At 71.5% G+C, this 16,729-nt stretch carries 16 protein-coding genes and 1 pseudogene; 10 read left to right on the top strand and 7 right to left on the bottom strand.

Going from position 1 to position 16,729, the window contains the following annotated elements; translation table 11 throughout:
• Positions 1-84 precede the first annotated feature (84 nt).
• Positions 85-1,542, top strand: a complete 1,458-nt coding sequence (locus DEI97_RS06565; protein WP_111075018.1) for an APC family permease — start codon at positions 85-87, stop codon at positions 1,540-1,542.
• A 105-nt stretch (positions 1,543-1,647) separates the two neighbouring features.
• On the opposite strand, the gene DEI97_RS06560 is transcribed toward DEI97_RS06565, so the two are convergent.
• Positions 1,648-2,616, bottom strand: a complete 969-nt coding sequence (locus DEI97_RS06560; RefSeq protein ID WP_111075017.1) for an ADP-ribosylglycohydrolase family protein — start codon at positions 2,614-2,616, stop codon at positions 1,648-1,650.
• A gap of 177 nt (positions 2,617-2,793) precedes the next feature.
• On the opposite strand from DEI97_RS06560, the gene DEI97_RS06555 reads away from it, so the two are divergent.
• Positions 2,794-3,414 (top strand): hypothetical protein, encoded by a 621-nt coding sequence (locus DEI97_RS06555; protein WP_111075016.1) that lies wholly within the window; start codon positions 2,794-2,796, stop codon positions 3,412-3,414.
• A 26-nt stretch (positions 3,415-3,440) separates the two neighbouring features.
• Here DEI97_RS06555 and DEI97_RS06550 read toward each other — a convergent pair whose 3' ends face one another.
• Both DEI97_RS06550 and DEI97_RS06545 read right to left on the bottom strand, forming a co-directional pair.
• Positions 3,441-3,881: a hypothetical protein gene (locus tag DEI97_RS06550; RefSeq protein ID WP_111075015.1), complete on the bottom strand. Its 441-nt coding sequence runs from the start codon at positions 3,879-3,881 to the stop codon at positions 3,441-3,443.
• 92 nt (positions 3,882-3,973) lie between these two features.
• Entirely contained in the window at positions 3,974-4,531 is a 558-nt protein-coding gene (locus DEI97_RS06545; protein ID WP_220039208.1) for a DUF6264 family protein, read from the bottom strand.
• Here DEI97_RS06545 and DEI97_RS06540 point away from each other — a divergent pair.
• A complete protein-coding gene (locus DEI97_RS06540; protein ID WP_111075013.1) occupies positions 4,530-4,865 on the top strand; it encodes a hypothetical protein in 336 nt (111 codons plus the stop codon). The two genes, DEI97_RS06545 and DEI97_RS06540, sit on opposite strands and share 2 nt — an antisense overlap.
• 109 nt (positions 4,866-4,974) lie before the next feature.
• Positions 4,975-6,393: an amino acid permease gene (locus tag DEI97_RS06535; RefSeq protein ID WP_111075012.1), complete on the top strand. Its 1,419-nt coding sequence runs from the start codon at positions 4,975-4,977 to the stop codon at positions 6,391-6,393.
• Positions 6,394-6,457: 64 nt separating this feature from the next.
• Here DEI97_RS06535 and DEI97_RS06530 read toward each other — a convergent pair whose 3' ends face one another.
• Complete coding sequence (locus DEI97_RS06530; protein ID WP_220039207.1) at positions 6,458-6,901, bottom strand: BLUF domain-containing protein; 444 nt, start codon at positions 6,899-6,901, stop codon at positions 6,458-6,460.
• Positions 6,902-6,999: 98 nt separating this feature from the next.
• Positions 7,000-7,566, bottom strand: coding sequence for a hypothetical protein (locus tag DEI97_RS06525; protein ID WP_111075011.1), 567 nt, complete (start codon positions 7,564-7,566; stop codon positions 7,000-7,002).
• 98 nt (positions 7,567-7,664) lie between these two features.
• Here DEI97_RS06525 and DEI97_RS06520 point away from each other — a divergent pair, with 98 nt between their 5' ends.
• Positions 7,665-10,973: a DEAD/DEAH box helicase gene (locus DEI97_RS06520; protein WP_146248150.1), complete on the top strand. Its 3,309-nt coding sequence runs from the start codon at positions 7,665-7,667 to the stop codon at positions 10,971-10,973.
• A 431-nt stretch (positions 10,974-11,404) separates the two neighbouring features.
• Here DEI97_RS06520 and DEI97_RS06515 read toward each other — a convergent pair whose 3' ends face one another.
• Entirely contained in the window at positions 11,405-12,184 is a 780-nt protein-coding gene (locus DEI97_RS06515; protein WP_220039206.1) for an aldo/keto reductase, read from the bottom strand.
• A gap of 101 nt (positions 12,185-12,285) precedes the next feature.
• On the opposite strand from DEI97_RS06515, the gene DEI97_RS06510 reads away from it, so the two are divergent.
• Positions 12,286-13,110: an HNH endonuclease family protein gene (locus DEI97_RS06510; RefSeq protein ID WP_111075008.1), complete on the top strand. Its 825-nt coding sequence runs from the start codon at positions 12,286-12,288 to the stop codon at positions 13,108-13,110.
• A gap of 69 nt (positions 13,111-13,179) precedes the next feature.
• Here the strand turns inward: DEI97_RS06510 and DEI97_RS06505 are convergent, their stop codons facing one another.
• Positions 13,180-13,611, bottom strand: coding sequence for a hypothetical protein (locus DEI97_RS06505; protein WP_146248149.1), 432 nt, complete (start codon positions 13,609-13,611; stop codon positions 13,180-13,182).
• A gap of 247 nt (positions 13,612-13,858) precedes the next feature.
• On the opposite strand from DEI97_RS06505, the gene DEI97_RS06500 reads away from it, so the two are divergent.
• The 4 genes and pseudogenes from DEI97_RS06500 (at position 13,859) to DEI97_RS06485 (ending at position 16,715) form a co-directional block, all read left to right on the top strand.
• Entirely contained in the window at positions 13,859-14,671 is an 813-nt protein-coding gene (locus tag DEI97_RS06500; RefSeq protein WP_111075006.1) for an SDR family oxidoreductase, read from the top strand.
• 109 nt (positions 14,672-14,780) lie between these two features.
• A pseudogene (locus tag DEI97_RS06495) lies at positions 14,781-15,559 on the top strand (GOLPH3/VPS74 family protein).
• An 86-nt stretch (positions 15,560-15,645) separates the two neighbouring features.
• Complete coding sequence (locus DEI97_RS06490) at positions 15,646-16,074, top strand: SseB family protein (protein WP_181439260.1); 429 nt, start codon at positions 15,646-15,648, stop codon at positions 16,072-16,074.
• Positions 16,075-16,076: 2 nt separating this feature from the next.
• Positions 16,077-16,715 (top strand): GOLPH3/VPS74 family protein, encoded by a 639-nt coding sequence (locus tag DEI97_RS06485; protein WP_111075003.1) that lies wholly within the window; start codon positions 16,077-16,079, stop codon positions 16,713-16,715.
• Positions 16,716-16,729 lie beyond the last annotated feature (14 nt).

Raw genomic sequence — 16,729 nt, 5'->3', positions numbered from 1 at the left:
ATCGACCGCCCGCCGGGCCTGCCCGCCGCAACCGATTTTGCTGTGGGACTGGACAGGAACGGCTCAGCAGGAACAGGGTGATGCATGGCGACCACGACGAAGACCGAGCGCGACCCGGGGCAGCAGACCGAGCTCCGCCGTGTGATCGGTCCGAAACTCCTGCTGCTGTTCATCGTCGGTGACATCCTCGGCACCGGCGTCTACGCCCTCACCGGGCAGGTCGCGGCCGAGGTCGGTGGTGCCGCGTGGCTGCCGTTCCTCATCGCCTTCTCGGTGGCGCTGCTCACGGCGTTCTCGTACCTCGAGCTCGTCACGAAGTACCCGCAGACGGCGGGAGCGGCGCTGTACGTGCACAAGGCGTTCGGCGTCCACTTCGTCACGTTCATCGTGACGTTCATCGTGATGTGTTCCGGCATCACCTCGGCGTCGACGGCGTCCCGGGCGTTCGCTGCGAACCTCGGCGTCGGCTTCGGCCTGGAGCTGCCGAACACCGTGGTGATGCTCATCGCGATGGGGTTCATGCTCGCGGTGATGGCGGTGAACTTCCGCGGCGTCAGCGAGAGCGTGAAGACGAACGTGGTGCTGACCCTCGTCGAGCTCTCCGGTCTGGTGCTCGTGATCCTGGTCGGCTTCACCGCGATCGCGGGCGGCAACGCGGACTTCTCGCGCGTCGTGATGTTCGAGACGCCGGAGGACAAGAGCTTGCTGCTGAGCATCTCGACGGCGACGTCCCTGGCCTTCTTCGCGATGGTCGGCTTCGAGGACTCGGTGAACATGGCCGAGGAGACGAAGGACCCCTCGCGGATCTTCCCCCGCGTCATGCTCACGGGTCTCGGCATCACCGCCGTGATCTACGTCCTGGTGTCGATCTGCGCCGTGGCCGTCGTGCCGATCGGTGAACTCGCCGGCAACGAGACGCCGCTGGTCACCGTCGTGCAGACCGCCGCCCCGGACTTCCCGATCGGTGCCGTCCTGCCGTTCATCTCGATGTTCGCCGTCGCCAACACCGCGCTGATCAACATGATGATGGCGTCCCGACTGCTCTACGGCATGAGCAAGCAGGGCGTGCTGCCGGGCTTCCTCGGCCGGGTCTCCCCCGCCCGCCGCACCCCGTCGAACGCGATCGTCTTCACGACCCTCATCTCGCTGGCCCTGATCGGCTGGGTGTCGCTCGACCCGGAGTCGCCCATCGTGGTGATCCTGGGCGGGACGACCTCGCTGCTGCTGCTCGCGGTGTTCGCCGTCGTGAACACCTCGGTGCTGGCACTGCGACGCGACAAGGTCGACCACAAGCACTTCAAGGCCGGGGTCGTGATCCCGGTGATCGGGGTCGTCGCCTGCCTGTGGCTCGTGCTGCCGTTCTCGTCCGGCCGCGCGTGGGAGCAGTACCAGATCGCCGGCGCGCTGCTGGCTCTGGGCATCGTGCTCTGGCTCGTCACGTGGTTCACCCACGGTCGGAAGACCGCCGAGAAGGCGCCGACCGGCATGGTGACCGAACCGACCGCGGTGCAGCGGGACACCCGGGAGGACCACGACCGCTGACCTCGCGCCACCACCACGACACTGGAGGCCCGGCACCCATCGGGTGCCGGGCCTCCAGCCGTGCTGCCGCGTCCGGCCTGCCGTGCCGTCAGCTCCGCCGAGTCGTCAGTTCCGTCGCGCCGGGATCCCGAGCGGCCCCGGCGTCCGCTCGATCGCACGGACGGCGAGCGCCCGCACCCAGTCGAGTCGCTTGCCCGGCCAGCCGTGCACCAGGGTGGTCCACTGTTCCGGCAGGGCCGACGCCCCGGCGAGCGCCCCGGCCAGTCCGCCGGTGATCGCGGCCACGGTGTCGGTGTCCCCGCCGCCCCGGACGGCATGTTCGAGGGTGTCGACGACGCCGTCGCCGAGGGTGATCGCTGCGACCGCGGACTGCAGCGACGCGACGACCCACCCGTTCGCTTCGGTGTGGTCCTCCGGTGTCGAGGACTCGGCCTCGGCGATGCGGTCGAGCCACAGGGTGCGGCGCTCCCGCGGCAGCATCGGCACGCCGCGGCGGACGTCGAGCTTGCCGCGGCGGATGGCGTGCCGGATCGCCACGGTCCAGAGGACGCAGGCATCCCCGGCGTCGTCCTCGTGGTGGGTCAGGTCGCTGACCCGTCGGGCGGCGACCGCGAGGTTCTTCCGGGCGCCGTCGCCGAGGAACCCGAGCACCAGTGGCGTGGTCCGCATCAGTGACCCGTTGCCCGCCGACTGCCCGTTCTGCTCGTGCACGGCGCGGGCGGCGGCCTTCGCGGCGTCTTCGGTGTTCGCGGTCATCCGGCCCAGGACGGCTCGGGTCTGCGCGCCGACGTCTGGGGCGTCCTGCGCCCAGTCGGACCAGGCGGCGAGCAACCGGCCGTGGGTGCGGGGTTCGTTCCACCGGGCACCGTTCGCGACCGCTTCGAGCACCGGGATCGCCATGCTCGTGTCGTCGGTCCACTCCCCCGGCTCCCACCCGAACGGGCCGCCGCCGCGCATCTCGACGGGGTGCTCGCCGGCCATCGCCGGTCCGAACTCGTACGGCGCTCCCAGGGCGTCTCCGCACGCACTCGCCAGCACGGCGCCGAGCGCCCGGTCCTGCATCGCTGTGTCCATCGTTCCCTCCGCGCTCCACGCTAGTGCCGCGAACCGGGGGCATGTCGGCAGGTGTGTCGTCCAGCCGGTTCGCCTAGCCTCGAACCGAGCGGACCCCGGCCCGCTCGGTCATCGGTCCGCCGGAGCACCGGCTGACAGACCACCCCCGCCACCATCCACCCGACGAAGGACCGAACCATGCGCCGTGCCGGCATCGCACTCGCGTCGGTGTTCGGCGTCGGCGTCGTCGCTGCCGTCATCGGGGTCATCGTCCTGATCGTCGTCGCGGTGAACTCGCTGAACGGGATCGCGTCGTCCTCCGCCACCCCGCGGGCACTCACCTGCCCGGCCGCGGCGTCGCAGACCGTCGGCGGCGTCGTGGTGCCGGCCGGGCCGATCGGCGGCTTCTGCCAGGACCGTCTGGTGAACGCCGCGCAGGTCATCCGCGCCGCCCGTGAGCTCGGCATCGGGCCGCACACGCAGGCGGTCGGCGTGATGACCGCGATCGGCGAGTCCGGACTGGTGAACCTGGACCGTGGTGACGCGGTCGGCCCGGACAGCCGAGGGATCTTCCAGCAGCGCGACAACGGCGCCTGGGGCACGTACGAGCAGCGGATGGACCCGTACACGGCGGCGTCGATGTTCTACGCCAAGCTGATCAAGGTCCCCGGTTGGAAGACCATGACGCCGACGCAGATGGCGCACGCGGTGCAGGTGAACGCGGACCCCGACCACTACGCCAAGTACTGGCCGACGGCAAAGCGCGTGGTCGAGGGCTTGACCGGCGAGAGCGTCCCGGACACCGCACCCCAGGGCTGACCAACACGGCGCTGACCCCGACCGACTCACGCCGCTGCCGCAGCGACCGGTTCGTCGTCGTCGAGCTCCACCATCGAGGCGCCGTCGTCGTGCACCACGACCTGACCGCGGAGCCGCACCCCGTGTTCGTCGAGGGTGCAGGCCATCGCGTCCACCCACTCCCAGTCGACCGGGAACAGCCCGGTCGCCCCCGGTCGTTCCCACGCGATGACGACCTCGGCCGCACCGACCTGCTGGACGACGTCCTCGACCAGGGCGCCGAAGTCCTCGACCTGGTCGTCGGGTTGGTAGGGGAGGTCGGCGACCGGCAGGACGAGCTGCACGGGGATGCCGCGGTCGCTGAGGAACAGCACCCAGCACTGTCGTCGGACAGGGGTCTCGAGGAGGGCGACGACGAGGTCGACCACGTCGTCGTCGGTACGGACTGCGGTTCGCTCGAGTCGCTCGAGCACGTCGGTGTCTGGCATGTCCCCAGCGTCGCCGCCGACCCGGCTCCCCGGGGCGACGGAGTCGGCCTCTGTGGACAACGACCGAGCCGACCGCGGTTGTGCAGGACCGGTCAGATGCCGATCGAGACCGACCCACCGACCAGCAGTCGTGCCACGACGAAGACCAGCACGAGCACCCCGAGCCCGAGGAGCGCCACCGGCCAGCTCAGCCGTCGCCGCACCAGCCGGAGCACGCACACCACCAGGGTGACGAGGAACACCAGCGCGACGACCACGGGGCCGAGCGTCACGACCGTGCTGCCGAGTCCCTCGTCGCACCGGTTGCCGGGCGCGTCGCACGACCCGAACGACAGCGCCATGAACTGGATCCCGCGCCCCGCGACCACCGTCGTGACCGCGCCGAGCAGCAGCAGGACGACGGTCGCGACCACGTCGGCGACGCGACGGCCGCCGCGCAGGCCGGGACGAGCCGCCCGGCCGACCGCCGACGCGGACACGGGCGCCGATCCCGCCTCCGCCTCCGACGCCGGACGGGACGGCCCGCCGTCACCCGCGCGTGTCACGACCGCCCGCCGACCGCGGTGCCGGCCAGGACGCTGAGGATGGAACGCATGGTCACCATGGTGCCTCCTCCGGCCCGCACGCGTTCGGCGGTACGGTCGGGACATGGCCCGCGCACGCGACCACGAACCCCCAGCCGCCCCCGCCACGGCCGCGCTGCTGCTCGGCGGGTTCGCCTTCCTGCAGGGCCTGATCCTGCCGGCCGAGGCGGTCGGCCGCCACCTGGCGATCGGCTTCCTGTTCGGCGGCCTCGGCCTGCTGTCGTCGTGGCGGGCGGTCACCATCGGCCGCGGCCATCGACACCGCGCCGCCCGCCGATGGGCCTGGTTCGCCGCCGTCCTCGGCCTGCTCGGTGTCGGCATGCTCGGCTACCAGGGCCTGGTCATCCTGACCGGCGGGGCGCTGCCACCGCCGTTCTGGTGGCCGTACGCACAGCGCTGACAGTCCGGCAGGCGGCTCGGCGAGCAGACCGGGAGGCCCGCCCCACGTCCGACTCCATGCACCGGCAACGACCGGTACCGTTCCGCCGGAACGGGTGCAGGATGGCCGCATGGCAACGACGCCGAACCCCTCGACCCTGTTCCGACGGAAGCCGATCGACACGATCGACGACGACTCCGGTGGAGAGGGCGGCCTGAAGCGCCACCTCGGCCTCTGGCAGCTCACCGCGATCGGCATCGGCGGCATCATCGGCGCCGGCATCTTCACCCTCGCCGGCACGGTCGCGAACGGCGTCGCCGGGCCTGCGGTCCTCATCTCGTTCCTGGTCGCCGGCGTCGCCAGTGCAGCGGCAGCGCTGTCCTACGCGGAGTTCGCCGGGCTCATCCCGAAGGCCGGCAGCGCCTACACGTACGGCTATGCGGTGCTCGGCGAGATCGTCGGGTGGTTCATCGGCTGGGACCTGCTGCTCGAGTACACCGCGATCGTGGCGGTGGTCGCGATCGGCATCTCCGGCTACGTCGGTTTCCTGGTCGGCCAGTTCGGCATCGACCTGCCCGCCTGGATGCTCGGCGCTCCCGGCACCGGGGACGGCCACGTGGTCGACGTCTTCGCGATCGCCCTGTGCCTGCTCACCGCGTTCGTCCTGACCCGGGGCATCCGCAGTGCCGCTCGCTTCGAGTTCGTCGCCGTGGGCATCAAGGTCGCCCTCGTCGTCCTGATCGTCGTCCTCGGTGTCTTCCACATCGACAGCGCGAACTACTCGCCGTACTTCCCGTTCGGGTTCGGCGGCGTGATGACCGGGGCGGCGACCGTGTTCTTCGCCGTGTTCGGCTACGACGCGATGTCGACGGCGGCCGAGGAGTCGACCGACGCCCGGAAGCACATGCCGAAGGCGATCCTGCTGTCCCTCGGCATCTCGATGGTCCTCTACGTCCTCGCCACCCTGGTCCTCACCGGCATGCAGGACTACAAGGACATCGACCCGGCGTCCGGGTTCTCGTCGGCGTTCGCGTCGGTCGGGCTCGGCGGCGTCGCGAACGTCATCGCGATCGGCGCCATCGTCGGCATCATCACCGTCCTGGTGACGTTCATGCTCGGCGCCTCGCGCGTGTGGTTCTCGATGAGCCGCGACGGCCTGATGCCGAAGTGGTTCGCGAAGACCGACCCGAAGCGGCATGTCCCGACCCGGGTGACGTGGATCCTCGGCATCGCGTCCGCCGTCCTGGCCGGGGTGCTGCCGATCGGGGTGGTCGCCGAACTGACGAACATCGGGATCCTGCTGGCGTTCGTCGTGGTCTGCACCGCGGTGATCGTGCTCCGCTATCGCCAGCCCGACCTCGACCGCCAGTTCCGGCTCCCCTTCATGCCGATCGTTCCGGCGATCGGGGTGCTCGCGTCGCTCTGGCTCGTCTCGTTCCTGCAGTGGGAGACCTGGGTGCGGTTCGCGGTGTGGTTCGCGATCGGCCTGGGCGTGTACTTCGGCTACTCGCGGAAGCACAGCAAGCTCGCGCAGCCCAGCGAGCACTGAGCGCCGCCACAGACCACAGCGACCCGACCACCCAGGGGGCGGCCGGGTCGCTGCGTGCGCGGAGTCAGTCGCGGCGGTGCTTGCCGAGCGAAGCCGTCGGCGCCGCCATCGGGTGGTTTCGGAACCAACGCAGCAGCTCGCGTGCACGACTGGCATCGGCGCTGACGTCGCCGGCCGTCAGGAACTCGTTGAACCCCTCAGGCGTCGGAGCCTGCTCGTCGCGGTCGAACGCCATCGTCCAGTCGGGGAACCGACGGGTGTGGATCGACTCCTCCACCAGCAGCCGGACCTCGTCATGGCGCGGGTCGGCGACGATCCGGCCGTACGTCGCGATGACGGCGTCGGGCGGACCCTCGAGCAGCTGCATGAACCGACCGGACCGGTGGACGAGCATGCCGGTGAGACCGTCGGCGGTGTTCCGCTCGCGCGAGTACGCCAGGACCTCGTCGAGGTCGGCGTCGTCGAACGGCTGGGCGGCCGAGCTCATGTAGACGAGTGACTGCAGCATGATGCTGTCGATGATGTCTCATCGACGCGTGTTCCGGCCAGCCCCCGAACGGGCCTGACCCCTGCGGACGACGCCGCGGACAGGACGACGGCGACCTGCTAGCCGGCGTCGAGCGCGGTGTAGGGCACGACCTGGCCGTCCTCGGTGCACACGTGTCGCTGCACCCCGGAGTCCGTGATCGTCGTGTACGCCGGCGACCACCACGTCGCCGATCCGTCGGTCACCTTGGGGAACGTGCCGCGCACGACGTCGCCCGTCTCCTCCGGCTCGCCGTCGACCTCGACCTCGTCGGCCTCCGGGTCGTCGGTCGTGCCGTAGTTCCGCAGCACATCGCGGTCCCAGCTCATGAGCATGCCCGCGTAGGACTTCCGGTCGTCATCGTCGACCTGCACGCCGTACGTCGTCCGGTCGTCGGCGGCGTCGCGAGGAACGCCGCGGAACTCGATCGTGTACGAGTCCGCGGTCTCGGTCATCGTGACCGTCCCACCGTCGGTCCCGAGCAGTTCGCAGGTCGCCTTGCCCGGCGTCCCCGCCGCACGCGTCGGCGTCGGCATGCCCTCGGCTGCCTCGTCGTCGCCGCCACCGGCGCACCCGGTCAGTGCGACCGCGGCGAGCAGTGCCACGACGAACCCGGTCGCGCCGTGCTGGATGGTCTTGCTCGACATGTGTTCCCCCTCGTCCGCTGCGCCCCTCCGGCGCGCATCCCACCGTACCGATCCGTGCCCGGACGACGAGCGTCGGCGGGGACTGGCACGATGTCCCTGTGCCAGCAGCCCCGATGATCGACGCCGTCGACGTCATCCGCTTCGTCGGGCCGCAGACCTTCGGCCGTGCCCGGGACGTCGTGCGCGCCGGCCTGGTCGAGGAAGCCACCTGGCACGAGGACGGCACCATCACCGCGGCGGTGAGCGGCAGCGCCGCCGATCCGTACGACGTGCAGGTCGAGACGACCATCGCCCGCGGCGAGTTCGTGCGCCCGGTCCGCAGCCGCTGCACCTGCCCCCTCGGCGGCGAGTGCAAACACGTCGCGGCAGCACTCCTCACCATCAACGCGCGTGCCCTCGCCGCGCAGGCCGGCCCGCGCACGCAGGCGCCGACCCCGCCGACCCCGGACTGGAGGCGCGACCTCGCCCGCCTCGCCGGTGACGACGACGAGACCACCCGCTCCGGCGGCGCGCCTGCGATCGGTGGGATGGGCCTCCAGTTCGAACTGCGCGACGCGGTGCCGGCCCGACTCGCCGGACGCGCCCGTGCTGCGGGCCGGACGCTGCCGGTCGCCAGCCGGGCGGTGCGGCTCGGCGTGCGGCCGGTCAGCCGGAGCGCGGCCGGCAACTGGGTGCGCGGACAGCTCACCTGGGGTGCGCTCCCCTACTCGATGAACCGGCTCGGACTCGAACCGGACCAGCACGCGTGGTTCATGCAGTTCGCCGCCCTGCACCGCGCCGGCGTGCTCGCCGGGCTGCCCGGGGAGAGCGACTGGATCCACCTCGACGACTTCCGCAGTCCGCTGCTCTGGCCCCTGCTGCGACAGGCCGGGCCGCTCGGCATCGCGTTCGTCACCGGCAAGCACCAGGGCGGGGTCGACCTCGGCGTCGACGCCCGGGTCCTACTCGACGCCGCCCGCACCGCCGACGGACTGGTGATCGGTGCCAGTGCGGTGATCGACGGGCGGCCGCTCGCCGAGGGCACGGCGCGGGTAGTCGGTGACCACGGCGTGTACGCGTTCCGCGAGTCGCCCGAGTTCTACGTCACGCTCGCCCCGACGCCGACCCCGGTGCCGGAGGACCAGCGGAAGATGCTCGTCGAGGCGACGCGGATCACCGTGCCCGCGGACGAGGTCGACGAGTTCCTGGCGGACTGGTCGCCGAAGCTCCGCGGGTCGCTCGGGCTCGTCAGCTCCGACGGGTCACTCGCGCTGCCGGAACGGACTCCGCCGGAACTCGTGCTCACCGTGACGTTCGAGCCGGCCCGGGCACCGCGGACCGACGATCGCGCGCACCTGCAGTGGCGTTGGAGCGTCGACGGACGGAAGGACCCGGTGTCCCTGCACGGACCGTTGCCGGAGCTCGGCAGCGTGCTCGCCGCGGACGACGAGACGGAGGCCGCCGAGCCTCCCGGCCCGGGTGGCGGACTGGAGTGGTTCCAGGACGGGACCATCGACGGGGCCGACGTCGCCGTGCTCGCGAACGAGCTGCTGCCGGCGCTGCCCGCACTCGGTGTCCGCGTCGTCGTGCAGGGCGAACGCGTCGACTACGAGCGCCTGACCGGGCGACCACACATCCGTGTCACGACCATGCCGTCGGACAAGCACGACTGGTTCGACCTCGGCATCATCGTCAGCGTGAACGGCAAGGAGATCCCGTTCACGCCGCTGCTCCGGGCGCTCGCGAAGCGCGACCGGCGGATGAAGCTCGTCGACAACTCCTACCTGTCGCTCGCCGACCCCGCGTTCGACCGGCTGAAAGAGGTCATCGAGGAAGCCCGGGAGCTCGACGAGTGGGAACCCGACCAGCCCCTCACCGTGACGCCGTACCGGGCCGCGCTCTGGTCGGAGTTCGACCAGCTGGCCGACGAGACCGACCACGACGAGCGGTGGCAGGAGATCGCCTCCCGCCTGCTCGACGCCACCGCGCCGGCCGATGCCGTCGTGCCGGCGACCGTGCACGCCGACCTCCGGCCGTACCAGCGCGACGGGTACGCGTGGCTCACGTTCCTGGTCGAGCACGGCGTCGGCGGTGTCCTCGCCGACGACATGGGGCTCGGCAAGACCCTGCAGGCGCTCGCGATGATCGCCGACCGACGGGCCGCCGACCCGGAGGCGCCACCCTTCCTCGTCGTCGCCCCCACCTCCGTCGTCGGCAACTGGGCGGACGAAGCCGCGAAGTTCGTGCCGTCGCTGCGGGTCACCACGATCGCCGGCACCTCGCTGAAGGACCCCGCCCGGGTCGCCCGGACCGCCGCCGCGTCGGACGTCGTCGTGACCTCGTACGCCCTGCTCCGGCTCGACGCAGCGGCCTACCTCGACCTCAGCTGGTCGGCGCTGCTCCTCGACGAAGCGCAGTTCGTGAAGAACCCGCAGTCGCAGACCCACCGCGTGGCCGCCGAACTCCGTGCGCCCGTGAAGATCGCCATCACCGGGACACCGCTCGAGAACGGGCTCGCCGACCTCTGGGCGCTGTTCGCGGTCGTGGCGCCCGGGCTGCTGTCGTCGTGGACCCGGTTCGGTGACGACTACGTGAAGCCGCTGGCCTCGCCAGAGCTCCGCGGAGCCGCACGCAAGGAGCTGACCGACCGACTCCGACGACGCATCCGGCCGCTCATGCTCCGACGGACGAAGGAGAGCGTCGCCGCGGACCTGCCCGAGAAGGTCGAACAGGTCGTCCGGGTCACCCTCGACCCCGCCCACCGCGACCTCTACGAGAAGACCCTGAACCGGGAGCGACTGAAGGTCCTGGACCTCGTCGACGACCTGGACCGCAACCGGATGATCGTCTTCCGCTCGCTGACCCTGCTCCGGATGCTCGCACTCTCCCCCGCACTCGTGTCGGACGACCACGGCGACGTCCCCAGCGCCAAGCTCGACCTGCTCCTCGACGAACTCGAGACCCTGGCGGCCGAAGGGCGTCGGGCGCTGGTGTTCAGCCAGTTCACCTCGTTCCTCAAGATGGTCTCCGCCGCCCTGGACGCGCGCGGGGTCGCCTACGAGTACCTCGACGGCTCCACCCGGCGTCGCGGGGCCGTCATCGACCGCTTCCGGAACGGCAGCGCGCCGGCGTTCCTCATCTCGTTGAAGGCCGGCGGGTTCGGGCTCACCCTGACCGAGGCGGACACCGTGTTCGTCCTCGACCCGTGGTGGAACCCCGCCGCCGAGAACCAGGCCGTCGACCGGACGCACCGCATCGGGCAGACCCGGTCCGTCACCGTCGAGCGGCTCATCGCGGAGGACACCATCGAGGAGAAGGTGCTCGCGCTGGCGCAGCGGAAGGCGCAGCTGTTCGCGACGATGATCGACGACGACGCACTGTTCGCCGAGGGGTTGAGCGCGGAGGACATCCGGTCGCTGCTGGCCTGACCGGGCGGCGAGATGTGGGATGCGAAGTCCTTGGTCTGGAGGCCCGGGGTTGGCTAGCTTCCAGGGATGCTCCTCGAGACTGTCGCCGCCCACACTGCGAGTCCGTTCTCCGATGCCCCCGGCTCGTCCCACCTGAGCGTGCTGGCGACGAGGGAACCGGTGACCGGAGCGGTACGCAGGCTGGGGTCCAGCACCTCTGAGTTCGTGCTGCCCAACGGACACCGGATCAAGCTGGCAGCTGGCAACGGGGCCGGGAACTACCCCACGGGATACCTCGAGCGGCTGCGGACCACAGGCGAGTGCTGACCCTCGACGCCGTTCCCGGCAGGCGAGACGCCCACGTCAGCGCAAGACGCCGCCGAACGGCCGAGACGCCGCGGACTTCGGCGGCGTCTCGAGCGTTCGGCGGCGTCTCAGTTGCTCGGGGCACGTCAGGCCGCCAGGCCGTCGATCCGGGCGATCTCGTCGGGGCTCAGCTCAAGGGTCGCGCCGGCGGCGTTCGACCGGATGCGGTCCGGGTTCGACGACTTCGGGATCACCACGAACTGGTGCGCGACGTGCCAAGCGACGATGACCTGGGCGGCATCTGCGTCGTGGGCCTCGGCGATCTCCACGAGCGTCGGGTCCTGCAGGTTGCTCGCCTTAAAGGGGCTGTAGCCCTCGAGGACCACACCCCGGTCGCGCAGTCCGTCGGCGACGGTGCGGTCGAACTCGACCGGGCTCCAGCGGATTTGGTTGACGGCCGGGGTCGCACCCGTCGCCTGGATGAGCTCGTCGATCTGGTCGAGCGAGTAGTTGCTGACCCCGATCGCCTTCGTCAGGCCGGCCTGCTGCGCGTCGACGAGCTGCTGCCACACCTCGGGGCTGGCCCCACCGCTCGGCGGCCAGTGGATGAGCCACAGGTCGAGGTGGTCGAGGCCGAGCTGGTCGAGGCTCTCCTCGATGGTCTCACGGACGCGGTCGGCGTTGTCCGGCGGCAGCTTCGTCGTGACGAACAGGTCCTCGCGGGCCAGGCCGGAGTCGGCGATGGCCTTGCCGACCCCGCGCTGGTTGCGGTAGCCGGTGGCGGTGTCGATGTGGCGGTAGCCGGCCTCGAGGGCGGCGGCGACCGCGGCGGGAGCGTCGGACTCCTCGATCTGCCAGGTGCCGAAGCCGAGGAGCGGCATCGAGCCTCCGGTGACGGGCACGGACGGTTGTGCGTAGTCGGTCATGGCTCCTGCCTACGCGGACTGCGGCGCGTGCGTCCCAGGGTGTCGGCGGCCTCCGGCAGGATCGACGGGTCCCCCGAGCACCACCAGGAGCACCACCGAACATGACGTCCCGCCGACGCCGCACCCGCGCCACCGTCCAGTCCTCGATCGTCACGCTCGTCCTCGCGGTGGGGGTGTGGGCCTTGTTCTCGTCAGGGGTACTTTCCACCGGAGCAGGCGCGACGACGAGCGCCGCAAACACCCCGAGCGCCGCCAGCACCCCGGGCGCCGCAAACACCCCGGGCACCCCAGGCAGCGGCACCGCCGCCCGTCCCACCGTGACCACGTCGACTCCGACGCCCGCGACACCGGGGCCGAGCCGTGCCTCCAGCCAGTCCGCCGCCGCTGCCCGCGCGACGCTCGCCGGCCTGCCGGTGAAGGGGAAAGCGCCCGCGACCGGATACGACCGGGAGGCCGACTTCGGCACACCTTGGCTCGACGTCGACCACAACGGCTGCGACACCCGGAACGACGTGCTGGCCCGCGACCTGACGGACGTGGTCCGGCAGGGCCCGTGCAAGGTGGTGTCCGGCGACCTCGTCTCGCCGTACACCGGCGGCGAGATCACGTTCGTGCGGGGGAACACGACCTCGACCCTCGTGCAGATCGACCACGTCGTTGCGCTCGAGAACGCCTGGCGCACCGGGGCGCAGCAGCTGTCCCAGGCCGAGCGGCAGGCCCTGGCGAACGACCAGGAGAACCTGTTCGCGGTCGATGGACACTCGAACTCGCAGAAGCGCTCGGGCGACGCGGCCACCTGGCTCCCCGCGGCGACGGGGTTCCGGTGCGAGTACGTCGAGCATCAGGTCGAGGTGAAGGCGAAGTACCGGCTGTGGGTCGTGCCGGCCGAGCGGGATGCGATGGAGCGGGTCCTCAGCACCTGCTGAGCCGGACAGGCGGACCAGACCGGTCCGGCCGGCACACGAGACCGGTCCGGCATGCAGGCCCGCTCGGCCTCAGTGTCCGAAGGCTCCGACCGCGGTGAACGTGATGAGCACGACCAGGAACATCGCTGCGACCGTCGCCAGCACGGCGACCCACCCGAGCGGCCGCGTCCGACGCAGCCACGCCGCGAGGACCCCGCCACCGATGAGCACGAGGGCGAGCACGATGCCGTCGACCACGGCCGTCTCGACGCCGATCGACGGCCGGCACTCGCGCGTCGAACTCTCCCAGTCGCACCCGTACTGGGACACCGTCGCGACGAGCCAGCCGAGGACGACGAGCGCCCCGCCGACCATCGCCAGCAGGACGAAGCCGGTGATCGTCACGACCAGGTCGATCGTCGACGCGGTCGACCGCGACCGCGACAGCGGCGGTCTCGACTGCGGCTGCGACCCCGGCTGCGGTTCGGACGCCCCGCGCTGCTCGGTCATTTCGTCCGACATGGTCCCCCGCTTCCCCAGCCCCCTCGGCCACCGCAAGCCTAGACGGCGGCGGCTGACGAGGTCGCACTCCGCTCGCGGTCAGACAACACCTGTAGCGTAACTCTCGTCCGGCGGACGCTCGCCGGACCGGACTCGCCGCTCAGCGCCGCGCCGTGACACGCGCCGGCGTGACACGCACCGCCGTGACACGCACGCTCCCCGGACCCCGAGCCCTTCATCGTCGAAGACCGCAGGAGGCCTCCACCACATGACCGACACCACCAGCACCACCAGCACCACCACCCGCTTCACCGACCGCGTCGTCCTCATCACCGGCGGCGGCTCCGGCCTCGGCCGTGCCACCGCCGTCCGCCTGGCCACCGAGGGCGCGAAGCTCGCCCTCGTCGACGTCTCCGAGCAGGGTCTCGAAGCGACGAAGACCGCCGTCCTCCAGGCCGCTCCCGACGCCGAGGTCCTCACCACCATCGCCGACGTCTCCGACGAGGCCCAGGTCGAGGCGTACGTCGCCGCCACGGTCGAGCGCTTCGGCCGCATCGACGGCTTCTTCAACAACGCCGGCATCGAGGGCATGCAGAACCTCACCGAGTCGTTCACCGCCGCCGAGTTCGACAAGGTCGTCTCGATCAACCTCCGCGGTGTGTTCCTGGGCCTCGAGAAGGTCCTCGCCGTGATGCGCGAGCAGGGCTCCGGCATGGTCGTCAACACCGCCAGCGTCGGCGGCATCCGCGGCGTCGGCAACCAGTCCGGCTACGCGGCCGCCAAGCACGGCGTCGTCGGCCTGACCCGCAACTCGGCCGTCGAGTACGGCGAGTTCGGCATCCGCATCAACGCGATCGCACCGGGCGCCATCTGGACGCCGATGGTCGAGAACTCGATGAAGCAGATCGATGCGGAGAACCCGCGCAAGGCCGCCGAGGAGTTCATCCAGGTCAACCCCACCAAGCGCTACGGCGAGGCACCCGAGATCGCCGCGGTCGTCGCCTTCCTGCTCTCCGACGACGCGTCCTACATCAACGCCGCCGTCGTCCCGATCGACGGCGGGCAGTCCGCCAAGTACTGACCCTCACGGTCCGTGCCACCGGGGCGCGCCTTCCTGACGGGAGGCACGCCCACCCCGTTCCGCCCCGCCCACGTGACAGCATGGCCGGTGTCACGAGCGGGGGAACGCGATGCAGATGAACCGCGGAACAGGGATCGGTCAACTCACGCTGCCGGAGGCGCTGGCGCTCCTCCTCATCTCGCCCGAGGGGCGGATCACGACCACCGGCACGGTGTTCGACCTCGGCCTGGCCGGAGCCACACTCGGCGACCTGGCGCTCCGGGGCCGCGTCACCCTCGACCTCGCCGCGTCGCCGTCGCGACGGCCCCGCCGGTCGGCGAACCGACCCTCGACGGCTTCACGACGTTCCTCGCGGCGGCGCCGTCACCGCAGCTTCCCGCCACGTGGATCAGGCGGCTGTCCGACCGGGCACTCCGCGAGTCCGTGCTCGGCGGGCTCGTCGTCCGGGGCATCCTCGGTCGCGAGCCGGGCCGGGCGCTGGCGTTCTTCCCGTCCGTCCTCTGGCCCGAACGGGATCCCCGACCCGGACAGGCGCTGCGGGCCGAGGTCGACGCCGTCCTGCGCGGGCAGGCTCCGCCGTCACCGTTCATCACCGCGCTGATCGGGCTGCTGCGGTCCACGCGCACCCTCCGACGGCAGTTCGGGACGCACGACCGGACGCGGGTGCGCTCGATCACCGGTGACGACTGGGTCGCCGCGGCCGTGCGGGTCGTCGTCAAGCAGACGCAGTCCCGAGGCGACGGCTTCACCGGCGGCGGGTTCGTCGCCAGTGGCTCGGACGGCGGCGACTGGTCCTCCAGCGGCAGCCACGGCGGCGGTCACCACGGCGGGGACAGCGGCGGCGGGGACAGCGGTGGTGGCGACGGCGGAGGCGGCGGTGGGGACTGACCGCTCCGGACGGGAGGCGCGCCCCGCCCCCGCGGTCCGTCCTGCGTGGCAGCATGGCCGGTGACACGACCGTGGAGGGGAACGCGATGAGCGCCAACGGAACGACCGGGTCCGGCTTCGGCCCCGGAGCTGAGAACACCGGGCCGGACGCCGCCGGTGACCTGCGACGCCGCATGGGCGCATCCGCCGAGGGGTTCCTCGGCAGCGCGGCTTGGGTGCCGTGGAAGGCCGCCGGCACCAGCGGCGAGCCCGAGGACGGCAGCGTCGCGCACGTCGTCCTGCGCGACCGCCCGTTCGTGCCGGTCTTCACCGATCCCACCCAGCTGGCCACGAGCCTCCCGGGGTTGGAAGCGCGTGCGATGCCGATGGCCGAACTCGTCACTGCACTGCCCGAGGAGTTCGGGATCGTCGTCGACCCGACCAGCGCCGAAGCGGCGAACTTCCTGCAGGCCGACGTCGTCGCCGGACTGCGGGCCGGGATCAGCGGCGTGCCGCCCGAGGCCGACGAGGACTGACGATGTCCGCCCAGCTGACGCTGCCGCAGGCGTACGCGCTGCTGCTCCTGCGGCCGGACGGCAAGCTCGCCGTCTCGTCGCAGACCTTCGACCCCGGTGTCGCCGGTGCCGTGCTCGGTGACCTGGCGCTGCGCGGGGTGCTGCAGTTCGACGGGCGCAAGGTGATCCCGGCGAAGTCCGCTCCCGTCGGTGACCCGGTGATCGACGGCATGAAGGAACAGATCGACCTCGCGCCCGCGCCGCGACGGCCGTCGTCCTGGGTGTCCCGGAACGCGAACGGTGCATTGCGGGAGGGCGTGCTCGCCGGACTCGTCGGCCGCGGACTCGTGACGCGGCAGGAGCACCGGGTCCTCGGGATCTTCCCTTCGGCCCGCTGGCCGGAGCGGGACGCCGGCCCGGCGAAGCTCCTGCGCGGCGAGATCGGCGACGTCCTGCACCTCGGCGCCGCGCCGTCTCCGTTCCAGGTCGCGCTCATCGGGCTGCTCGAGGCGACGGGCACGCTGCGCGGGCAGTTCGGCAAGGTCGACCGACAGCACGTCAAGGCGTTGACGGACGGGGACTGGGTCGCGGGTGCGGTGAAGTCCGTGGTGCAGAGTCGGCAGACGGCGGCGACGGCCGGGGGCGGTGCGGCGGGAGGCTGAGCGGCCGTCTTGAG

Source organism: Curtobacterium sp. MCLR17_032 (assembly GCF_003234795.2).
Classification (GTDB): Bacteria; Actinomycetota; Actinomycetes; order Actinomycetales; family Microbacteriaceae; genus Curtobacterium.
This window is presented reverse-complemented; position numbering and strand designations above follow the sequence as displayed.